General features: G+C 70.1%; 16 protein-coding genes. 3 read left to right on the forward strand and 13 right to left on the reverse strand.

The window, feature by feature from the left end:
• Positions 1 to 31: 31 nt before the first annotated feature.
• Positions 32 to 1477: a hypothetical protein gene (locus D7X96_RS12225; protein WP_147468288.1), complete on the reverse strand. Its 1446-nt coding sequence runs from the start codon at positions 1475 to 1477 to the stop codon at positions 32 to 34.
• Between the two features lie 11 nt (positions 1478 to 1488).
• Positions 1489 to 2868, reverse strand: a complete 1380-nt coding sequence (locus D7X96_RS12230; protein WP_147468289.1) for a YncE family protein — start codon at positions 2866 to 2868, stop codon at positions 1489 to 1491.
• A 150-nt stretch (positions 2869 to 3018) separates the two neighbouring features.
• On the opposite strand from D7X96_RS12230, the gene D7X96_RS12235 reads away from it, so the two are divergent.
• Positions 3019 to 4443 (forward strand): hypothetical protein, encoded by a 1425-nt coding sequence (locus tag D7X96_RS12235; RefSeq protein WP_121769777.1) that lies wholly within the window; start codon positions 3019 to 3021, stop codon positions 4441 to 4443.
• Here D7X96_RS12235 and D7X96_RS12240 read toward each other — a convergent pair whose 3' ends face one another.
• Genes D7X96_RS12240 through D7X96_RS12270 form a run of 7 tightly spaced genes read right to left on the reverse strand, consistent with a single transcriptional unit; the run spans position 4444 to position 14240 of the window.
• Complete coding sequence (locus D7X96_RS12240) at positions 4444 to 6027, reverse strand: AMP-binding protein (protein ID WP_121769778.1); 1584 nt, start codon at positions 6025 to 6027, stop codon at positions 4444 to 4446.
• A gap of 19 nt (positions 6028 to 6046) precedes the next feature.
• Complete coding sequence (locus D7X96_RS12245; protein ID WP_120550549.1) at positions 6047 to 6820, reverse strand: enoyl-CoA hydratase family protein; 774 nt, start codon at positions 6818 to 6820, stop codon at positions 6047 to 6049.
• A complete protein-coding gene (locus tag D7X96_RS12250; RefSeq protein ID WP_121769779.1) occupies positions 6817 to 8829 on the reverse strand; it encodes an acetyl/propionyl/methylcrotonyl-CoA carboxylase subunit alpha in 2013 nt (670 codons plus the stop codon). Before D7X96_RS12250 ends, D7X96_RS12245 begins: the two co-directional genes overlap by 4 nt.
• An 11-nt stretch (positions 8830 to 8840) precedes the next feature.
• Positions 8841 to 10457 (reverse strand): acyl-CoA carboxylase subunit beta, encoded by a 1617-nt coding sequence (locus D7X96_RS12255; RefSeq protein ID WP_120550551.1) that lies wholly within the window; start codon positions 10455 to 10457, stop codon positions 8841 to 8843.
• A gap of 1 nt (position 10458) precedes the next feature.
• Positions 10459 to 11337 carry an SDR family oxidoreductase gene (locus D7X96_RS12260; protein WP_121722521.1) on the reverse strand — a complete coding sequence of 293 codons (879 nt, stop codon included), beginning with the start codon at positions 11335 to 11337 and terminating at the stop codon, positions 10459 to 10461.
• Between the two features lie 14 nt (positions 11338 to 11351).
• Positions 11352 to 12518, reverse strand: coding sequence for an acyl-CoA dehydrogenase family protein (locus tag D7X96_RS12265; protein WP_120550553.1), 1167 nt, complete (start codon positions 12516 to 12518; stop codon positions 11352 to 11354).
• A gap of 27 nt (positions 12519 to 12545) precedes the next feature.
• On the reverse strand, positions 12546 to 14240 hold the full coding sequence (locus D7X96_RS12270; protein ID WP_120550554.1) for an acyclic terpene utilization AtuA family protein: 1695 nt from the start codon (positions 14238 to 14240) through the stop codon (positions 12546 to 12548).
• A gap of 96 nt (positions 14241 to 14336) precedes the next feature.
• On the opposite strand from D7X96_RS12270, the gene D7X96_RS12275 reads away from it, so the two are divergent.
• Positions 14337 to 14960, forward strand: coding sequence for a TetR/AcrR family transcriptional regulator (locus D7X96_RS12275; protein ID WP_120550555.1), 624 nt, complete (start codon positions 14337 to 14339; stop codon positions 14958 to 14960).
• On the opposite strand, the gene D7X96_RS12280 is transcribed toward D7X96_RS12275, so the two are convergent.
• The 3 genes from D7X96_RS12280 to D7X96_RS12290 are packed head-to-tail and all read right to left on the reverse strand — an operon-like array spanning position 14945 to position 17330.
• A complete protein-coding gene (locus D7X96_RS12280; protein ID WP_121769780.1) occupies positions 14945 to 15724 on the reverse strand; it encodes a zinc-dependent metalloprotease in 780 nt (259 codons plus the stop codon). The two genes, D7X96_RS12275 and D7X96_RS12280, sit on opposite strands and share 16 nt — an antisense overlap.
• A gap of 25 nt (positions 15725 to 15749) precedes the next feature.
• Positions 15750 to 16526: a trypsin-like serine peptidase gene (locus D7X96_RS12285; RefSeq protein WP_121769787.1), complete on the reverse strand. Its 777-nt coding sequence runs from the start codon at positions 16524 to 16526 to the stop codon at positions 15750 to 15752.
• Between the two features lie 30 nt (positions 16527 to 16556).
• A complete protein-coding gene (locus D7X96_RS12290) occupies positions 16557 to 17330 on the reverse strand; it encodes a zinc-dependent metalloprotease (RefSeq protein WP_120550558.1) in 774 nt (257 codons plus the stop codon).
• Positions 17331 to 17704: 374 nt separating this feature from the next.
• Between D7X96_RS12290 and D7X96_RS12295 the strand changes: the two genes are divergently transcribed.
• A complete protein-coding gene (locus D7X96_RS12295; RefSeq protein WP_121769781.1) occupies positions 17705 to 18886 on the forward strand; it encodes a DUF6068 family protein in 1182 nt (393 codons plus the stop codon).
• Positions 18887 to 18889: 3 nt separating this feature from the next.
• Here D7X96_RS12295 and D7X96_RS12300 read toward each other — a convergent pair whose 3' ends face one another.
• Positions 18890 to 21871: a poly(A) polymerase gene (locus tag D7X96_RS12300; RefSeq protein ID WP_121769782.1), complete on the reverse strand. Its 2982-nt coding sequence runs from the start codon at positions 21869 to 21871 to the stop codon at positions 18890 to 18892.
• Between the last annotated feature and the right edge of the window lie 24 nt (positions 21872 to 21895).

Below are 21895 nucleotides of genomic sequence, written 5' to 3' on the forward strand. Positions count from 1 at the left end.
CCTCGTCGGGGGCCCGGCCGTACGCCATGACTCAGAGCGCGACGCGGACGATGGCCGTCCCCGCGGTGCCATCCGCGTTCACGACGTCCGTGTCCAGATAGAACGTGGGCGGGTTGTCACGCACGATGCTCATGGGCCCGGGCGCGCCGTCCAGCCGGCCCAGGTCGACCCGCCGGAACCGGTCCCACGTCCACAGGTGGCTCCGGGCGATTCCATCCGCCTCGAACACCTGCTGGTGGAACACCACGCGCGACTTGTCGGGGAGGAACTGGATGGGCGCGCTCGGATAGGGCGCGTCCAGGTACAGCGACCAGAACTCGTCTTCCCGTCGCCATTCCAGCCGGTGGAGCTGGCCCTGTTCACCGTAGAGCCCCACCGAGTTCTTGAGGTCCTGGCTGAGGATGGGACCCAAGACCCTGCCGGACTCTGACTCGGAATAGAGCCACGCGCCTTCGCTGTCCCGGTAGCTGGGACTGGGCTGCGGGCATCGGATCTGGAGGCAGGGGTCCGGCCGGCACCACATCGCGAGCTGGCCCTGCAACGTGGCGGGATAGCAGCTGTCGCCGCCGAGGGATGACGAGCAGCCCTGCGCTCCGCACGCATACGTCCGATGACTCTTGGGCACGCCCTGCGGAGTGCCCATGTAGATGTCCTCCGAGCCGACATAGACCCGCTCTTCGCTCAGCATGAAGGCATGGGTGGAGATCCAGCTCTGGAAGTCGGCGTGCTCGATGACCTGTTCCCACACCTGCGCGCCCGTGGCGCTGTCGAACAGGCGCACGTGATCATGCTCCGCCCAGCCGTAGCGGGTCATCGCGGGCGACACGAAGGAATGCCCCGGGAGCTCTCCCAGGTCCTTCACCGCGCCAGTGGGCACGTCAATCAACCAGCGGTGTGCGCCATTCTGCAGTGACAGCGTCGTGCCACCGCGCCGCAGCGCCGGCGCCCCGTCCTGGACCTGGAGGAGCGTCTGGAGCACGCAGTCACCGGGCAGGCAGGTTGGAATCCTCGCCACGCGCACGGCGGAGGCGCCCGTGCCGTCCTGTTCGAGGAAGGCCACGAAGCTCTGGCCTCCGTCATGGAGCACCGGCCCCCGGGCCTTCTGGCTGAGCACGATGGCCTCCGGCGTGCCGCGCCGCCAGAGCCACACCGTCCGCATCCCGTCCGCCTCCGCGCTCCACATCACCGTGGTCTGGCCGTCGCCCGTGATGTCCGCGCCTTCCGCCGCGTCCGCGATGCGCACGGGTGCGCCATCCGGGAGGTCCTGCGCGTAGGTGCCGTCCGCCCGGATGGACAGCAGCACGCGCTGTGCCGCATCCACCTGGAGCAGGCGGGCTTCGCGCGCCATGGCCGGAAGGGGCGGCGTCTCCTTCTCCCCCTCCACGGGCGGCGGATCCACGGGGTCGCGGCAATGCGCGGCGCCCAGGCCCGCCAGCAACAGTCCCAGCAGCGTCCACGTTCGTCTTTGAGCAGTCATTGGGTGTTCTCCTACGGCTGGAGCCGGATCCGGGCGATATGGGAATAGTTGCGGTCCGCCGCCTCGACGTTCACGTACATCGTGGTCGGGGAGGCGCGCACCACGGGAAGGGACGAGGGCGGGCTCGGCAGGGCCAGCTCGTCCTTCAGCGCGGTTCCGTCCCAGGTCCACAAGCGGGTTTCACTCACGCCATCCGAACGCGTCAGCCTCTGGGCGAACACCACGCGCTCCGCGCCCGGCAGGAAGGTGCAGATGTTCGTGTCCAGATAACCCTGCAGCGCCAGCTCGCGACCGCCCTCTGGCCGGTTCCAGATCAACCTGTCGGAGGATGAGTCGCGATAGAGCGAGACGTTCTGCGTCAGGTCCGCGCTGAAGGCCGGTTGAGGCTGGCGGGCGCCGGTGCTGGACGTGTTCGAGAGCAGCCGCATGGAGGCATCGAAGTAGAGGGAGTTGTACTCGCATCCGTACGGACCGCACCGCACCTGGCGGCTGCAGCTCACGAGGTCCCCGCGGCCCGCCAGCCCACAGTTCCCGTCCCCGCCATCGAGGCCCCGGCACGACGTCGCATCACAGGTGAGGGTCGCGCGCACGAGCGGAATGGAGCCGGGCGGCGGCGGCTCGTAGATGTTGACGACCAGGAGCTTCGCGTCGGTCATCACCGCGGCGCCGACCTTCCAGCCCGCGCGCGACACGTCCTGCGCCCAGGGGCGCTCCCACTGGAGGGTGCGGGTGGCGGTGTCGAACACCTGGAGGTGCCCGGCCCCGTCGAACAGGATGTAGTGCGCGCCATCCGGAGAGAGCGTGGGCGGCTCCGGCTGCGGCCCCAGCTCCGTCACGGCGCCGGACGGCACGTCGATGAGCCAGCCCTGCTTCGCGTCGAACGCGAGCACGGTCTTCCCTCCCACCTGGAGCGACAGCAGGTTTCCGGGGACCTCGAGCACCGTCCGCAAGGGGCAGGCCTGCTGGGTGCAGGTGGCCGTGTCCATCACGCGCAGTGAGGTCGTTCCCGCGTCGGTTTCGGTGAAGGCCAGATAGCTCAGCGCCCGGTCATGAACGGCGTCACCGGTGGAGCGTGTGGTGAAGGGAATGCCGGCGCCTGAACCGGGGCGCCAGAGCCACCGGGTCCGGGCCTGTGCTCCATCGGGCGCGCTCCAGAGCAGCACCACGCTGCCGTCCTGCGCGAGCGTGGCCCCTTGCGCCGGATCGCTGATGCGCGTGTCCACGCCCAGGGGGAGCAACTTCGCGTACGTGCCAGAGTCGTTCTGGTCCGTGAACAGCAGGAAGCGCTGCCGCTCGTCCACGCCCAGCAGCCGCGCGTTCTCCCGCAGCACCTCGAGCCTCGGGACTTCCTGTGTGTCCGGGCCCGGATCCTTCGTGCCGCACGAGGCCATTCCCAATCCCAGGAAAAACAGCGCCGTGGCCCGTGAGAGCATTTCTCTCCAACTGACTGTCATGGGGACTCCCCCTCGAATTCAAGGATGCCGCCGGCCCGGCACCCTCTTTCCCAATCACTATCACATCCGAGCGGGTAGCGTGTCCCCATGCTCCTCATTCAGGAAGAATTCCTCTCGCGCGCGGAGGCCGTGCGTGCACGGCTCGACGGTGCGACCCTCGAAGCGCTCTCCCACCACGGGGACCCTGAGGTCTCGGAGCTCGCGAGCAATTTCCGCGACCCGCGCATGGAGCCGTCCCAGCTCATCCAGGCGCTGTGCCCCGGTCCCCTGTCGCCCGTCGGCTTCGCGGCCGTGGTGATGCGCGAGCTGCTGGCGCCCGAGGACGCGGTGCTCGAAGGGACCGTCTCCGAGGCCCGGGTCATCACCGGCAACGCGAGGGCTTCCGGTCCGCTGCGTGTCGAGGCGCCCCTCGTCGTCCTCGGCGACCTGGAGGTGGCGGGCGTGCTGGAGGACTGCGGGCCGGACTCGACGGTCGTGGTCCTGGGCCGCTGCACGGCGTGGGGGCTCCAGACGTCGGGGAACTTCCTGGTGCTCGGGGACCTGGTGGTCCGCGACGCCATCCAGGGCATCCACAACGACGAAAGCCTCATCGTGGCGGGCGACCTCACCACGCGCTTCCTCGACGAGAACGACCACGACGTCGCCTGTTACGGCAAAGCCCACACCGAGCACCACCTGGAGAACGGCCGCTCCGGAGAGACGGCCGCATCGCTCGCGTCCACCTTCCTCCTGCCGGAGCTGTGGGACATCGACCTGGGGGAGCTCCACCACGACGTGCTCTTCGAGCGCATCCAGAAGGGCGAACCCGTCTTCACCGCGACGCTCCAGCCCCGGCGGGTCCGCGAGCCGGATGCGCCCACCGCCGAGGAGCTCCAGGGCCTGGACATCGCCGGCATCGTGGCGCGGGCGCCGGAGGACGCGCACGCGAAGGACGTCGTCTACGCCCAGCGCAAGACAGGCGAGGTGTGGCTGACGCGCCCGGGGATCCGGGCGATGCAGATCTTCGACGGGAACCGGTTCCTCGGACAGGAGCCGCAGCCGGCCCTGGACGTGAAGCAGCGGGCCTCCGAGCGCGTCACCTTCTGGCGCAAGCGCGGGGACCTGTTCCTGGAGGTGGAGCGCTTCGGCGCCGTCGTGCAGCTGCACGCGGGCTACAACAACGGGTCGATGCGCACGTTCCGCCTGGCCTTCGAGACCTCCGATGCCGCCGCGCGGGAACTCCGGCGGCTGGAGTCCCGCTACGCGGAGGACTTCGTGCGCGTCACGACCGGGGTGCCCGGCCGGGGTCCGCTGGAGCGGGAGCTCGCGAACTACAGCGGGCCCAAGGCGCAGTACACGTCCGCCATCGTGGAAGGCACCACGCTGGTCACCCGCGAAGGCGAGCGCCAGCAGTTCGATGACGAGGCCTCCGCGCTGGGCGCGCTCGAGGAGTGGCTCGCCTCGAAGCGCCAGGCGGGGTTCGACCTGAAGATCCTGGAGTGGAAGCCCTATGGCCTGCTGGGCAAACGCTAGCTAGCCGTAGTGCGCCGCGTACTGCTGCCGGAGGACGAACTTCTGGGCCTTGCCGGTGCTCGTCTGCGGCATGGCCGGCAGCAGGACGATGGCCTTCGGCACCTCGAAGCCACCGAGGTGCTGCCGGCAGTGGGCGTGGAGCTCCGCATCCGTCGCGGTGGCGCCGGGCTTGAGCACGACGAAGCCCGTCACCGCCTCCGTCCAACGCGCATGCGGCAGGCCCACCACGGCGGCCTGGAGCACGGCGGGATGCCGCAGGAGGACCTCCTCGACCTTGATGGACGGGACGTTCTCTCCGCCCGTCTTGATCATGTCCTTCTTGCGGTCCACGAAGAGCAGCTGGCCGTCGGCGTCGAACATGCCCAGGTCGCCGGTGTGGTGCCAGCCGAACGCGCTCGCCCGCGCGGTCGCCTCCGGGTCCTTGTAGTAGCCCAGCATCACGTTCGGCCCGCGGTGGACGATCTCCCCCACCTCGCCGCGCCCGAGCAGCCGGCCGTCGTCGTCCATGATGGCCGTCTCGTTCGTCACCACCGAGTCGCCCCAGTACGAGCCGAAGCGCTTGAGCTGCTGCTCCGGCTTGAACATGGTCGTCGCCGGGTACATCTCCGTCTGCCCCGACGCGAGCGCGAAGCCGCCCGGGCAGAAGTGCTCGATGAGTTCCACCAGCAGCGTGCGCGCCATGGGCGCCATCACGTAGAGGCACAGGCGCAGGCTGGACAGCTTCGTGGCCGGACGCGCCGGGTGCGCCAGCATCGCGCCGTACATCACCGGCAGGCCCAGCAGGAACGTGATGCCGCGCTGCTCGATGGTCGCGAGCATCGCCCCCGGGTCGAACGCCCGGCGCACGACGACGGCCGCTCCGGCCAGCAGGAACGTCATCACGATGGCGTGCTGCGCGCAGTGGAACATGGGCAGCACGCAGAGGGTGGAGTCCCCCGCCCGCATGCCCAGCTCGAACAGGTTCCCGCTCAGCGCCGCGTGCACCGACGCGTGCGAGTGCATCACGCCCTTCTGCTGCCCGGTGGTGCCGCTGGTGTACATGATCTGCGCCATCTGGCCGCTGCGGATGTCCACCTCCGGCAGCGTGCCGGGCTGGCCCTGGAGCGTGTCCAGGAACGCGACCGTGTCCCCGCCCGGCGCCGCCTGTCCCTCCGGAACGCAGACGATGAGGCGGGTGCCCAGCGCATCGAACATCGCCTTGAGCCCGGGCTTCGCGAGGAACTCCGCGTCGACGACGGCGTGGGTCGCCTCCGCGTGTTCGAGGATGTACCGGATGCCCTCCACGGAGAGGCCGGTGTTGATGGGCACCCAGACGAGCCCTGACTTGTAGATGCCCACGAACGCGGTGACCATCTGCGCCGAGTTGCCGCAGAGCATGGCGACGCGCGCGCCCTGCGACAGGCCCTGCCCGAGCAGGTGGTGCGCGAACGCGTTCGAGCGCCGGTCAAGCTCCGCGTAGGAGAGCTCCAGCTCCCCGTCGACGAGCGCCGTCCGCTCCGGCCAGCGCAACGCCGACCGGTGGACGATGTCTCCCAGCGAGATGCGGCTGATGCGCGGGGACTGCGCTTCCTGGGTCACGGACATCGTGGGCATCCTTTCTCGTCTACTTGGGAGCGGCCCAGGCGGGAGGCCGGCGCTCCAGGAAGGCGATCATGCCCTCCTGGGCTTCTTCGGAGGCGAACAGCCGGCCGGAGAGGGCCACCATCGCATCGCCCCCAGCGTCGATGCGCGCGCGCAGGCCGGCGGAGACCAGCTGCTTCGTCTCGCGCAGGCCCTGCGGCGACGACACGCGGAAGGTCTCCAGGATCTGCTCCACGGCGCCCTCCAGCGACGCGTCCGGCACCGCGGAGGTGATGAGCCCGATGCGCGCGGCCTCGGCGGCGTCGAAGGCCTCGCCGGTGAGGAAGTAGCGGCTCGCGGCCCGGCTGGTCAGGTGTGGCAGCGTGGTGAGGGAGATGACCGCGGGCGTCACGCCGATGCGCGCCTCCGTGAAGGCGAACTTCACGGACTCGGCGACGACCGCCACGTCGCAAGCGCCGACGATGCCGATGCCCCCGGCCCGCACCTGCCCGGCCACCTTCGCCACGACGGGCTGGGGCAGCGTGACGATCGTGCGCAGGACATCGAGCAGCACGGCCGGAGCCTTCGCGGCGCCGCCGTCCGCCATCTCCGAGAGGTCCGCGCCCGCGCAGAACGCGGGACCGGTGGCCGCGAGGACGACCGCGCGCACCTCCGGGTCCACCGCCACTGCGCGCAGCCGCTCCAGCAGTTGAGTCACCAGCGCGCGCGACAGCGCGTTGCGATTCTTGGGCGAGTCCAGCGTGAGGGTGGCGACGCCGCGAGAGACTTCGTACCGGACGAGCGATGCTTCACTCATGCTGCCTCCTTCGCTTCAGGGGAGACGACCGCGACGACGTGCCGTGCCGGCACCTGCGCCCCGACCGTGACGTTCACCGCCGTGACCACGCCATCCGTGGGCGCGATGAGGGACGACTCCATCTTCATCGCTTCGAGCACCACCAGCACGTCGCCCTTCTTCACCGTCGCGCCGACCTCCGTGCTCACCCGGATGATGCGGCCGTCCATGGGCGCGCGCAGGCGGCCGTCGCTGGCCCGCTCGCGTTCGGAGGGCAGCCGGAAGGAGACGTCGCGAAGCTGCCGCGTGATGCCGTCGAGCGAGCTCCACAACGTCGCCCCCGCGCGCCGGTAGCGGACCGGGCGGCGGCGCCCTGACACCTCGACCTCGACGCGACCGGCGTCCAAGCCGCGCAGTGAGAGCGCGACCGCCGTGTCCCCGATGCGGACGTCATAGGCCTCCGGCCCGGCAGGGCGGACCGAAGCGCGGAACTCCGAGGCCCCGTCATGCAGGACGACCGGCACCGGCAAGGCGGAGGAGCTGCTCCAGCCCGTGAGCGCCGCGTCGAAGCCTCCCTTCCGGGACAGCGCCAGCGCGTCGTCATGGAAGAGCACGGCGGCCAGGATGGCCTGGTCCTCCGTGGAGGCCTGCCCGAGCGCCCCCAGCGTCTCCGGCGGCGTATGCGCGGCGACGAAGCCCGTGTCGTACCGGCCGGAGCGGAACGCCTCGTGCGCGAGCACGTGCTGGATGAAGGTGCTGTTCGTCGTGACGCCGAACACCGTCAGCTCCCGCAGCGCGGAGGCCAGCCGCTCGCGCGTCGTCTCGCGGTCCGGTCCGTGCGCGATGAGCTTCGCCTGCATGGAGTCGTAGAACGGCGTGATGTCCTGGCCTTCACGCACGCCATGGTCCACGCGGACGCCCTCCCCTTGCGGCGGCACCCACGCGAGGAGCCGGCCCGTCTGCGGGAGGAAGCCCTTCGCCGGGTCCTCGGCGCACAGGCGCGCCTCGATGGCGTGCCCGTGGAACCGGACCTCCGCCTGCGTCAGCGGGAGCGCTTCGCCGTCGGCGACGCGCAGCTGCCACTCCACCAGGTCCAGCCCGGTGATGAGCTCCGTCACCGGGTGTTCGACCTGGAGCCGCGTGTTCATCTCCATGAAGAAGAAGTCGCCGTTGGGCGCCAGCAGGAACTCGATGGTGCCCGCGCCGCGATACCCGATGGCGCGGATGGCCTGCACCGCCACGGCCCCCATGCGCTCACGCAGCTCGGGCGTGACGGCCGGGGACGGGCTCTCTTCAATCACCTTCTGATGCCGGCGCTGGACGGAGCAGTCGCGCTCGCCCAGGTGCACGGCGTTCCCGTGCTCGTCCGCGAAGACCTGCACCTCCACGTGACGCGCGCCCTCGATGGCGCGCTCCAGGATGAGCTCGCCGCTGCCAAAGGCGTTCGTCGCCTCGGAGCGCGCGGACTGGATGGCGCCCAGCAGCGCGCCCGGCTCACGCACCAGCCTCATGCCTCGCCCACCGCCGCCCGCCGCCGCCTTCACCATGATGGGAAAGCCGACGCGCTGGCCCTCGCGGACCAGGGCCTCGTCGTCGAGCGATTCGCCAGGGCGCGCCGCCTCATAGCCGGGGATGCAGGGCACGTCCGCGGCCTGCATGCGCAGCTTCGCCTGCCGCTTGTTCCCCATCAGCTCGATGGCCTCCGCCGGCGGCCCGACGAAGACGAGTCCGGCTTCAGAGCACGCGCGCGCGAAGTCCTCGTTCTCCGACAGGAAGCCGTACCCGGGATGGATGGCATCCGCGCCGGAAGCCTTCGCCGCGGCGATGACGCGCTCGATGGAGAGGTAGGACTCCCTGGCGGGCGGCGGCCCCAGGTGCATCGCTTCGTCCGCCAGCCGCACGTGGGGCGCGTCCCGGTCCGCGTCGGAGAAGACCGCGACCGTGCGCAGCCCCAGCCGGCGGCACGTGCGCAACACACGCACGGCGATCTCACCCCGGTTCGCCACCAGCACCTTATGGATGCGTTTCATGATTCCCCTCGCTACAGCCGGGCGACGCCGAAGGAGTTGGGCGACAGCGTGCGGCGCGAAGCCTCGTCGCACGTGGCCAGGATGAACCCGAGCACCCGCCGCGTGTCCCGGGGGTCGATGACGCCGTCGTCGAACAGCCGCGCGCTGCAGTGGAAGGCGTCGGACTCCTGATCGAACTGCTCGATGAGCGGCTTCGCCATCCCGTCCAGGAACTCCTGGTCGGGCGGCAGCCCCGCGCGCCGGGCCTTCTCCGTGGCGACGATGGTCAGCACCTTCGCCGCCTGCTCGCCGCCCATCACCGCGGTGCGCGCGTTGGGCCACGCGAAGATGAAGCGCGGGTGGAACGCACGGCCGCACATCCCGTAGTTGCCCGCGCCAAAGGCACCGCCCAGGAGAAGGGTCATCTGAGGCACGGTCGCGTTGGCCACCGCCTGAAGCATCTTCGCGCCGTGCTTCACGATGCCGCCCTGCTCCGACTGCGTGCCCACCATGTAGCCCGTGGTGTTCTGCAGGTAGACGATGGGCGTGCGCGCCTGGCAGCACAGCTGGATGAACTGTCCCGCCTTCGTCGCGCCCTTCGCCGTGATGGGCCCGTTGTTGCCGATGATGCCCACCGCCCGGCCCTCGATGCGCGCCCAGCCGCAGACGGTGAGCGCGTCGTAGTCGTCCTTGAAGGCGGAGAAGTCCGAGCCATCCACCAGCCGGGCAATCACCTCGCGGCAGTCGTACGGCTTGCGGTGGTCCATGGGCACGACGCCGCACAGCTCCTCCACCGCGTAGCGGGGAGGCTCGAACGCGGACCGCGCGGCCGCCGGCAGCGCGTCATTCCACCCGAGCGACGCGACGATTTCGCGCGCGATGCGGATGCCGTCGGCGTCGTCCTCAGCCAGGTGGTCGGAGGTGCCGGCCACGGTGGTGTGCATCTCCGCGCCGCCCAGGTCCTCGTCCGTGGCGACCTCGCCCGTGGCCGCGAGCAGCAGCGGAGGGCCGGCGAGGAACACCTTCGCCTTGCCGCGCACCATGACGACGTGGTCGGAGAGGCCCGGGATGTACGCGCCGCCCGCGGTGCTCGAACCGTGGACGACGGTGACCTGGGGGATGCCGGCCGCGGACAGCTTCGCCTGGTTGTAGAAGGTCTCCCCGCCCGGGATGAAGATCTCCTGCTGGTAGAGCAGGTTCGCCCCGCCGCTCTCCACGAGCGATACGACAGGCAGCCGGTTCTGCAGGGCAATCTCCTGCGCGCGCAGCGCCTTCTGGACGCCCCAGGGCGTCGCCGTACCGCCCTTCACCGCGGAGTTGCTGACGAACACCAGGCAGCGCACCCCGGACACGAAGCCGATGCCGATGAGGGTGTTGCCCCCCGCCAGCGAGCCGTCGGTGTCGTCGTGGTGCTTGTAGCCGCACAGCGTGGACAGCTCCAGGAAGGGCGAGCCCCGGTCGAGCAGCAGCGCCAGGCGCTCCCGCGGCAGGAGCTGCCCGCGCTGCTTGAACTTCTCGCGGGCCAGCAGCTCCGTGTCGCGCGACTTCTGCTCGATGGCGCGCAGCTCGGCGACGCGGGCGAGCATCTCCTTGCGCTGCGTGGTGAAGGTGGCGGAGGCCGGTTCAACCTGGGAGACGAGCGTGGGCACGTCACTTCTCCTTCGGGCCGTCGAGGATGGCCGGCGGCGCCGCGAGGTGGAAGCCGTCGTACGGCTTCGAGTTCGAGTGCTCCGACAGCGGGTACGCCTTCGTGTTGCAGGACGCGCCCCCGTCGATGCGGATGACCTCGCCGGTGATGAACGCCGCCACGTCGGAGAGCAGGAACACGATGGCGCCGCTCACCTCCGCCTCCGTGGCCAGCCGGTGCAGGGGCACCTGCTTGCGCAGGATGGGGATCATCTCGCGGACGAACGGGTCCTCGTAGGTGTCCAGGCCGCTGGAGGCCACCCAGCCGGGCGCGACGGCGTTGACGCGCACGCCGGACTCGGCCCACTCGACGGCGGCGGTCTGCGTCAGGTTGAACATGCCGGCGCGCGCCGCGCCCGAGTGCCCCATGCCCGGCATGCCGTTCCAGGCATCCGCGAGCATGTTCACGATGGCGCCGCCGTGCTCGCTCATGGACTGGGTGAACACCTCGCGCGCCACCAGGAAGCCGCCGGTGAGGTTGGTGGAGACGACCGCCTCGAAGCCCTTCTTGGAAATCTGCGACAGCGGCGACGGGAACTGCCCGCCCGCGTTGTTCACGAGCCCGTGGATGCGGCCGTGCTTCTGGACGACGGCGGCGACCATGTCGCGCACCGCGGCCTCGTCGCGGATGTCCACGGCGTGCTGCGTGGACGCGTGGCCCTCGGCGGCGAGCTCGCCGGCGACCTTCGCGAGCTTCTCCGTCTTGCGGCCCACCAGGACGATGTGCGCGCCGAGCGATGCCAGCTCATGAGCGGTGCAACGCCCGATGCCGCTGCCGGCGCCGGTGACGATGATGGTGCGGCCCGCGAAGGAGTTCGGGGCGAAGACTGAACGGTATCCCATGTCGTGTTGCTCCCTCAGCCGCGCGCCTTGCGGGGCAGCGTTCCCATGGCCTTGCTGATGATTCCGAGCATCACCTCGTCGGCGCCGCCACCGATGGACCCCAGACGCAGGTCCCGGTAGGCGCGGGCGACGGGGTTGTCCCAGGTGAAGCCCATGCCGCCCCAGTACTGGAGGCAGCCGTCGGCGAGTTCACGGGCCAGCCGGCCCGACTTGAGCTTGCACATCGAGGCGAGCTTCACGACCTCCGGGTCGTCCTTGTTCTCGATGTACATGGAGACGGTCCGGTAGATGAGCGCCCGAAGCGCCTCCACCTCCGTCTGCAACTCCGCGAGCCGGAAGTGCACGCTCTGGTTGTCCAGGATGGACTGGCCAAAGGCCTTGCGCTGCCGCGTGTACTCGGCGGTCTGCGCGATGAGCCGGTCGAAGGTCACCAGCGTGCTGGCCGACACGAACAGCCGCTCCTCCTGGAACTGCTGCATCTGCATCGCGAAGCCGCGCCCCTCGTCGCCAATGCGGAAGCGCGCCGGGACGCGCACGCCGTCGAAGAAGAGCTGCGCCGTGTCCGACGCCCACATGCCCAGCTTGCGGATCTTCGACCGGGTGATGCCGGGGCGGTCCATGGGCACGACGATGAGCGACTTGTTCGCGTGCGCGGGCCCGTCCCCCGTGTTGGCGAGCAGGCAGATCCAATCCGCCTGCATGCCGTTGGTGATCCACATCTTGCTGCCGTCGATGACGTAGTCGTCGCCGTCCCGGCGCGCGGTGGTCGTCACGCTCGCGACGTCGGAGCCGGCGCCGGGCTCGCTCACCGCGATGGAGCAGACGCGCTCCCCCGTGAGCGTGGGCGCCAGGAACTCCCGCCGGAGGGCATCACTGCCGAAGCGGGCGAGCGCGGGCGTCGCCATGTCCGTCACGACGCCAATGGCCATGGGCAGCGCGCCGCAGGTGCAGTGCCCCAGCTCCTCCGCGAAGGCGACGGAGAACGACGCGTCCAGCCCCAGCCCGCCGAACTCCGTGGGCTTCGTGATGCCGAGCAGCCCGAGGTCGCCCAGCTTCTTGAAGACCTCGCGCGCCGGGAAGATCTCCGCGGCTTCCCAGGCATCGATGTGCGGGTTCAGCTCCTGTTCCACGAACTTGCGGACGGTCTGACGGATGGCGCGGTGTTCCTGGGTCTGCTGCATGACTTCCTCGGTGCGCGTGCGGAGGGGTTAGAGAAGCGATTCCGGGACGTCGACGTGGCGCGAGCGCAGCCACTCGCCGAGCGCCTTGGCCTGCTGATCAAAGCGCGTGGACGACGAGACGCCCTCACCCAGCAGGCCCTCGATGACGAAGTTCAGCGCGAACAGGTTGGGCAGCACGTGCCGCTGGATTGACAGCTCCCGGGCCTCCGGCAGCAGCGTGCGCAGCTGCGCCTCCGTGAGCGTGTGCACCAGCCAGCGCCAGGCCTCCTCCGTGCGGACCCAGACGCCGATGTTCGCGTCCCCGCCCTTGTCACCGCTGCGGGCCAGCGCCACCTGGCCCAGCGGCACGCGGCGGCAGGTCCCCGGCGGCAGCTGCGCGGGCAGCGACGGAGGGGGGACCGCCTCCAGGCCGAGCGTCCTCTCCGAAGGCGTCACGTCCACGCGCCGCCCATCCGGGAGGACGGCGACGTGCGGCACCTTGCGCGCATCCACGTAGCCAGGCGTGTAGACGCCGAAGGGCGAACCTTCACCCGGAAGCTCCGGCAGGAAGAACCCGGGGTAGCTGCACAGGGCGAGCTCCACCACGGCGCCGCTGAAGGACCGGCCAACGACCTTCGGGTCCGAGTCCTTCACGGAGACGCGCAGCCGCGCCGAGGCCTGCTCCTCGCTGGGCGCATCCGGCTGGTCGGTGCGCGCGAGCGTGTAGAGGACCTCGGCCGGCCGGGGCTTGAGCGTCGCTTCGAGCTGCGCCCGCACCAGCGCGGCCTTCTCCTCGATGTCCAGGCCGACGAGGATGAACTGCGCGTCGTTGCGGAAGCCCCCGAGCCGGTTCAGGCACACCTTCACGTCCGGAGGAGGCGGCTCGCCGCGCACGCCCGACAGGCGCACGCGGTCCGGACCGTCCGCGCTGACCCCGATGGTGTCGAAGCGCGCCGTGGCATCCGGGCCCGCGTAGCGCGCGCCGCCGATTTCATAGACGAGCTGGGCCTTCACGGTGTCGACGGTGACGGCCCCGCCGGTGCCCGGGTGCTTGGTGATGATGCTCGACCCGTCCGCGAAGACCTCCGCGAGCGGGAAGCCGGGCCGGCGCACGTCGATTTCACCGAAGCGCGCGAAGTTGCCGCCGGTCGCCTGCGCGCCGCACTCCAGGACGTGGCCCGCGACCATGGCGCCCGCCAGCCGGTCCCAGTCATCGCGCTTCCAGCCGAAGTGCGCGGCCGCGGGGCCCACGACGAGCGACGCGTCCGTCACGCGGCCCGTGACGACGATGTCCGCGCCCGCCTCCAGGCACGCCGCGATGCCCCAGCCTCCAAGGTACGCGTTCGCCGTGAGGGGCTGGTCGAAGCCCAGCTCGTCCGCGCGGCCGACGAGGTCGTCGCCCTCGACGTGCGCGATGCGGACGCTCACCCCGAGCTTCGTGGCCAGCGCGCGCAGGTCGTTCGCGAGCCCTTCCGGGTTGAGGCCGCCGGCGTTCGTGACGATGCGGACCTTGCGCTCCACCGCGAGGCCCAGCGTCTCCTCCAGCTGGCGCAGGAACGTCCGCGCGTACCCGCCCGACGGGTTCTTCAGCCGGTCCCGGCCCAGGATGAGCATGGTCAGCTCCGCCAGGTAGTCGCCGGTGAGGACGTCCAGGGGACCGCCCTCCAGCATCTCCCGGAACGCGGAGAAGCGGTCGCCGTAGAAGCCGGATGCATTGCCGATTCGCAGCGAACGCGCGTCCATCGCACCTCCTCAGCCAGGGAGCGGGGAGTCTCCACCCCACGCCCAAAGAAAGCAATCACGATTGCTTTTTTCTTCCCGCCGCAACACTGTGGCTCCATGAGCGGCACGGCGAGCGGGACGACACGGCAGGAGCAGGAGCGCAGCCGGGTGACGCGGCAGAAGCTGATGACGGCCGCCATCGACGTGCTGGTGGAGAAGGGCTGGGCGGGGGCGACGATGGGCGCCATCGCGGAGCGCGCGGGCGTGTCACGCGGCGCCTGTCAGCACCACTTCCCCACGCGCGCGGCCCTGGTCGCGGCCGCGGTGGAGCACGTGTTCCATCAGCAGATTGAGGAACTGGTGCGGCGCGCGAACGGCCTGCCGGAGAGCCGGCGGCGCGTCGAGCCGCTGTTGAACCTGCTCCACGACGTCTACGCCGGCCCGCTCTTCACCGCCGCGACGCACCTGTGGGTGGCGGCCGTGGCGGACGAAGAGCTGAAGGCGCTGCTCCTACCGCTGGAGACGCACGTCGGCCGCGAGGTGCACCGGCTCACCGTGGAGCTGCTGGGCCTGGACGAGCGCGACCGCGACGTGCGCGAGGCCGTGCGCGCGACGCTGGACCTGCTGCGAGGCCTGGCGCTCGCCAACCTGCTCCACGACGACACCGCGCGGCGCCGCAAGGTCCTGGCCCACTGGGCGCGGACGCTCGAAGCGCAGCTGACGCCTCATCCGCAGCGGTAGAGGAACCTCAGCGCGGTGATGTCCGTGCTGGTGAACTCACCCGTCGGGTTCGGCGGGAGGCAGGCGTTGAAGATGGAGCCGTTCACGTAGGACGTGGCGGGCGTGCCGGGGATGAGGATGGCCCCCACGCCCGCGGTGCCCTCGTTGCCGCCCGTGCCACAGCTGATGACCTGGGAGTAGTAGTCCGAGTGGCGCATGCCCAGCGCATGGCCCAGCTCGTGGGTGACGATGTGCTCCACCGTGTCCAGCGGCGCGGTGTTCCACCCGGTGCCGATGGTGATGGTCCCGTAGGGCTTGCCGCCCGAGGGAAAGCCCGAGTTGTAGCCCGTGCCCGCCGCGGTCGTCATGACGATGGTCGCATCGCAGCCGGTGGTCGTGCCCCGCACCATGGTGAAGCAGAGCCCCAGCGCGTTGTAGTTCTGGAGGGCCAGGTCCAGGCCCTGGCTCAGGCCGCTGTAGCTGTTGAACGTGGACGTGGGGTTGACGCAGATCTTCCGCACCAGCGACGTGCTGACGATGTTCGTCGTCCGGTACTGCTCCTCGCCGTCACCGCCGGACTGGAGCATCTCGCGGGAGGCCTCGAGGCTCACCCGGGCGTCGCCGCCCACGGAGACGCCCTCGCCCTCGACCCGGATGTCGCCGCGCGGGAAGCCCGCCTCGACCAGGTTGGAGACGATCTCCTCGTGCTCCTGCTCCAGGCTGGTCCCGCAGCCGGACAGCCACGCGCCACAGCCCACCGCGAGCACCGCCGCTCTCCTGAACATGGTCGTCTCCCCTTGGGTCCTGCCTTCAGCGCGCGACGATGTCCGCGTCCACCAGGTACGGCGACGCCGCGACGATGGACTCCACCGTCCAGCCCCGGTTGGCGCCGCGGCCGGTCCAGTCGCAGTCACCATCGGTGTGGATGCCCAGAAGCTGGCCCTGGCGGTTGAGCACGCCCGCGCCGGAGCTTCCGACCAGGGTGTCCAGGCCCGCGTAGTAGAGCAGCGAGTTGCACGCATCCAGGTACTCGCCCTCGGCGATGACCTTGGGCCTGCCCCGGGGGTGCTGGATGATGGCCAGCCGCTCACCAGGCACGGCCGACAGCAGGACCGGCCTCACCTGGGGGAGCACGTCCAGCTGGATGAGCGCGTAGTCAGGCTCTTGCGACTGCTCGATGACGGTGCCCTCGGTGACGAGCGGGTCGCCGTCCGGCTGGTCCTCGAAATTGAAGACGAGCAGCGACCGGTCACCGAGCCCGACGCAGTGCCCCGCCGTCACCACCACGGGACCCGCGCTCGCCTCGATCAGTGTTCCGGTGCAGCGCCCGTCAACCAGGACGACCGCGTCCTCGACCGTCTGCGCGACGTCCGCGAACTCGCCCTGGTAGCTGTTGATGGGGGTGAAGTCGGCAATCGGGCCACACTGCGTCTGGCCGCGAACCTCCGGAGGCCGGCGCGCTTGCGCCGTCGTGGGATCCACACACACCGCCGGACGGAAAGGCTCTCCGGGCACCTCCTCCTTTCCACAGGCCACGAGGCCCAGGAGCAAGAAGGTGCCCGCGAGGATGCGACCCCTTGGACTCATGATGGACTCAAGGGGTCGCGACGTCATCGCTTAGTACAGGGCGTTCAGCGCGGTGATGTCCGAGCTGGTGAACTCACCGGACTCCGTCGAGCGGAAGCAGGAGTTCATGATGGAGCCGCCCACCGTCGCGGTGCTCGGCGTGCCGCTGATGAGGATGGCGCCCACGCCCGCCGTGCCCTCGTTGCTGGCGGAGCCGCCGCAGGAGATGGCGCGGTTGTAGTAGTCCGAGTGACGGAAGCCGATGCAGTGGCCGAGCTCGTGCGTGATGACGTGCTCGTTCACGTCCACGCTGTAGCTCTGCAGGCCGGTACCGATGTTGATGGTGCCGTAGGGGTTGCCGCCCGACGGGAAGCCCGCGGAGCCGCCGGCGCCGGACATGACCGTCGCGGTGATGTTCGCGCTGCAGCCCGTGGTGGGGCCACGCGCCATCGTGAAGCTCAGACCGCGCTGGTTGTAGTTCTGGATCGCCAGATCCAGGCCCTGGCTCAGGCGGCTGTAGCTGTTGAAGGTGGACGTCGGGTTGATGCAGATCTTCGTCTTGGTGGAGCTGACGAGGTTCGTCGTGCGGTACTGCTCCTGGGTCGCCTTGTCCGCCGGCTGGAGCATCTCGCGCGAGGCCTCCAGGGTGACGTGCGCGTCACGGCCCACGTACACCAGACCGTCAGCCTCCATGATCTCGGACGCGGGGAAGCCGGCCTCGATCAGGTTGGAGACGATCTCCTGGTTCTCGCTCTCCACGTCGTTACCGCAGCCGGACAGCAACGCACCACAGCTCGCCACGAGGACTGCCGCCTTCTTGAACATTCGTCGTTCCTCTGGTTCGGGGGAGATCCGCTGCCGCCTGACCTTCCCGTCAGCCGCGGACAGCTTGCCGCTCCCTTGAGCAACTGGCGGGCCAGCCGGACGTCAGAGGGAATAACTTGGATTTGTTGAATTGCTTGGAGCGCGGGCACTCCAGCTTCCAAGAATCCGAGCGTAACAAGGCGTAACGCTTGGAACGCCAAGTGCCTGTTGTGACGTGGTTTTTACCTGCCATGCTGCAACCCACTGATTTTCGGACAGGGGTGTCTTCTGGTCAGTCACCCTCCCCTGGGTCGCATTTACTCCTACTATTCCTGAAATACACGCAGAGTGCGTAAGGCCTGGGTTTGAATCCACTCCCGGGATATCCCGTCGTCATGTCCATGCGCCCTTCCCTTCCCCTCGCCGCGCTGTTGGGCGCGGCCCTGTCGTTCCTCCCCGGCTGCGAGAGCACGAAGTCGAGCGGCCCTTCTCCTTCCGACACGCGAGCCCAGGGCACCGCGTCCGTGCAGGCCGCCGAGGCCTGGGCGCGCGCACGCGTCGGAGACCGCGTCACGTATTCCTTCAGCGCGACGCAGGGTCCGGAGCCTCGCGCGGGCGGCACGGCGCGCACGCTCCAGGGACAGCTGACGCTGGAGGTGGTGGCGGTGGAGCAGCCCTGGGTCTGGGTGCGCGCGTCCTTCAGCGACGAAGGTGGCAGGCCGCTGTCCCAGGCGCGGCTGGCGAAGGATGTGCTCTTCCCCGTGCGCGCGGACACGACGCGCCCTCTCGACGTGCCGCACGGAGGCACCGCCACGGCCGAGGTCGCGTCCAGCGCGGGCCGCTCCTGGGAGGCCGTGCGCTACGTCATTGATCAGCGCTCCTTCGACGGCCCCCTGCGCACGCGCGTGTACGCCAATACGCCGGGCCCGCTGTACCTCGCCCGAGGCCTGATTGAAGCGAGCACGGAGTCGGCGGGCTTCCGCGTGCCGGGAGGCTTCCAGCTGAAGCTCCTCGAGGTCCGTGACGGCTCGGCCGAGGCCAAGGCCCCGGTGCCCGCGCTGGAGCGGCCGCTGGGACCGGGCGCGTACTACGAGCGCTACGTGGACGTGGGCCCCGCCCCCAGCACGCAGCGCGTGTGCTTCACCGCCGAGCGCGGCTACCTGCTGCGCGCCGAGGGTCCTGTCGAAGCCAACGCGGCCCCCTGCTCCGACTTCTCGCAGGCCGAGCCGGAGCCCCTGGAGGAGCTGCTGATGAGCATGCCCTGGGAGGTGCTGGCCGCGGGGGACTGGCCGCCCGGCGCCGCGGCCTCGGGAACGCGGGGCACGTTCAGCGTGGAGGGCCACGACGTGCCTGCCCTCACCGAGCAGAGCAGCGAGAACGTCGAAGGCACGCAGCGCGTCTTCTCGCAGACCTACGCAGCCGATCCGTGGGCGCCGGGGCTCGCGGGCCTGCCGCGTGAAGCGCGCTTCGAACCGCTCGCCAGCAGCACCGAGCGCGTGGTGCCGGGAGGCAAGAACGCGCCGGAGGGCGGCACGCGGCTCGTGCGCTGGGGTTCATGGCTCACGGGAGCGAAGTGACGTTCAGTCGCCGCGCACCCATTCGATCTGGAGCACCGCGCTGGACGGGCGGTGCGTCCATTCCTGGAAGGACGCGCGGAACGCCTCCACGGCCGCGAACAGCGGACTGGATGGGTGCCAGGACAACGCCGCCGCGTCCCGCGCCTCCAGGCCGATGATCAGTGCTCCTCCGGCCTGTGCAGGCTGGAGCGGGCGCACGGACAGGCGCCGGTCGCCTTCCAGCCGGTACACCAGGGCCGTGACATGTCCGAGGATCCACCCCGCGACGGCCTCGCGGTCCTCTGCGCTGGGTGCGTCGGCGGACAGGCGCAAGGCGGCCGTGGGGAGCTCATCGGCGGCCGGTGGCTGGAAGAGCGCCGTCCACGCGGAAGGCGTGCGTGAGGCGCGCGCCTTGGACACGAGTTCGTGGGCGCGGAGCAGTTCCTCCCGGATGACGCGGAACGTGGACCGCGACACGTTGCGCGCGGTGTTGCGAGCCGGAAGCGCCGGAGCGATGACAGGCAGCAGGTCCCGCTTGCCTTCGGGCCGGTAGCGCGCGGTCTCAGGCGTGAGCGTCACGGGCTGCGGCCACGGCCAGGAGCTGAAGGTGGCGAAGAAGTGCGCCAGCAGCGACGCGTCCGACCGCAGGGCGTCCGGAGTCGCGCGGGTGCAGGCCCAGGCCGCGAGCAGCGTCCACGACAGCCCACCGAGGTAGCCCAGCGCGTGCGAGTAGAGTCCCCGGGCCCGTGCCCAGGCCTTCACCGCGCGCATCAGGTTCCGGAATCGCGCGTCATGGGCAATGGCACCCATGAGGCCCAGCGTGTCCGCCAGTCCCAGCACGGCGCGGAGGCCCGCCGGGTCGAGCCGTGATCCGTGCTGTTCGAGCAGCGTCAGGGGATCTCCGGGGGGCACGCCCTCCGGGCGGCTCGCATAGGCCAGGTCGAAGCTCACGCCTCCGATGGACAGCTTGACCAACGGGATGGCGGCGTCCGCCACGTAGCGAGCCGTGCCCGGTGCCAGTTCCTGGAGAAGCGCTTGCGCGAAGTCGTCGCGTGACAGGCTCGCGGGTCCGATGGCGACCGCGTCCACGTCACTGCCCGCGCCATCCGTGCCCAGAAGATAGGAGCCATACGGATGCAGCGTGGTGCCAATCCGTTCGCAGTGCTGGCGCAACTGCTCCACCGCCGCGGTCCTGGCGGCATGTCCGCCCTGGGATTCGCCGGAGCCGATGGAGGCCAGCACGTCTTCCTGCTCCGGGATGGCACGGGGTGCCTGTGACAGGGGGATGCGCCGGATGACTTCGAAGGGGGCATCGCCCTTGCGCCGGATGAGGCAGAGCTCGCCCGCGCGGAACTTCAGCGGCCGCCAGGCGCGTTGCCACTCGGCGAGGGTGCGGGCGATGTCCGAGGAGAGCGGGAGCTGTCCCACGGAGAGGTGGGGAGTGAAGCCGCCGTGGGCGGACGTGGCGCATTCCGGCAGCGCCGCCACGAGCTTCGCGTACAGGGCCGTCAGCGCGCCGGAGGGTTGATCATCGGGACGGAGCCACGCGGTCGCGTTGGCGCGGTGTTCGAAGTGGCCGAACGTGGAGAGCGTCACGTCGAAGGGCTCGACGCCCTGGAGCGCATCCACGAGGAGGGCCTCCGCCGTCTCGAAGTCCTCTTCAGGGACGAAGGGATAGAGCAGCGTGACGTGGGGCATCCACCGGTGGAACTTCGCGTCGTGCTTCTTGCGCAGGGCCTGGATGGGGCCCCAGACATCCTCGGGAGGAATGAGCACCAGGGCCGTGTGATGGACCAGCGCCGTGGAGGTTCGCGTGGAGGACGCGACCGCCGCACGACGCAGGACGCAGTGCAGCCCGAAGTGATCCGAGGCGAAGAGGGCGTGCCCGGAGGGTCCTGGAGGTCCCGCCAGTGGCGCTTCACCGAAGAGCTCCACGGCTTCGGGAGCGAGCCGGCCTGAAGCAGATGCCACCAGGACCCGGTCCAACCGCTGGAGCGTTCCCGAGACGGTGGTGATCGCCGCCAGGGTGTTCAGCCGGGGGTTGAACGTCTCCCCTGCTTCCGAAGGCCGCAGCGAGGACCACGCATCCACGAAGCCAGCGCGAGCGAAGGACGCGGCTTCCACCGCGCCGTCACCGAAGTTGAAGTCACCGGCGAGCACCAGGTCAGGGGGCTCGGTCTCGCTTGATGCGCCGAGCACGCGGGCCCATTCAAGAAGGGCCTCCACCTGCACGGCGCGAGCGGAGGCGCAGGAGGGGTCCCGGTTGCTCGTCAGGTGCGGTGTGGCCACCCACAGCGTTCCACCGGAGAGCCGCAGCTCGGCGGCGATGATGCGCTTGTCCCGGGAGAAGACGCGCTGCCACACGGAAGTGAGGGGCACGCGAGACAACAGCACCTGTCCATAGGTGGCCACGGTCTGCGCACCGGGACCGTCGGACAGCCAGTAGTGCTCGCGCACCCAGGGTTCAGCGAGCAGGGCCTGGAGGAAGGACGGAGTGACCTCCTGGAGCGCGATGACGTCCGCGCCGGTCTCGCGAAGCAGCGAGAGCGCCGCCGGGGTCCTGCGCTCGGTCGCCAGCAACTCCGCGTCGTACAGGTCGAAGAGGACGTTGAAGGTGGCGACGGTGAGCGTGGACGGAGGGGGGAGTGCGTGGGCCTGGGTATTCGAGGCCTCGCGCCATGAGCCCGAGTCGAAGCGCCACGCGGGCAAGGAGGTGAAGCCCGGCACCGAGGGAGAAGGAGCGGAAGCGGGCTCCTCCGCTGGCCGGGCGTTGCTGAGCAGGTCGATGCGCGCCTTGCGGTCCCACACCACCTGCGTGCCGCGCTTGAAGTACCAGACGCGGTGCCAGGGAATCTCACCGTCGGGGACGAAAGCCTCGAAGGGCATCTCCTCCATGGCGCCCCGGTGCGCGTCGTAGCCCACGACGAACTCGCGGGCATCGATCCGCGAGTCCCACCGGATGCGGTGATAGACCTCGCGGCTGGTCGTGAAACGTTCCTGGGACATGGCGGGGCTCGTGACGAAAGGTAC

Origin of the sequence: Corallococcus interemptor, assembly GCF_003668875.1 — a bacterium.
GTDB lineage: Bacteria > Myxococcota > Myxococcia > Myxococcales > Myxococcaceae > Corallococcus > Corallococcus interemptor.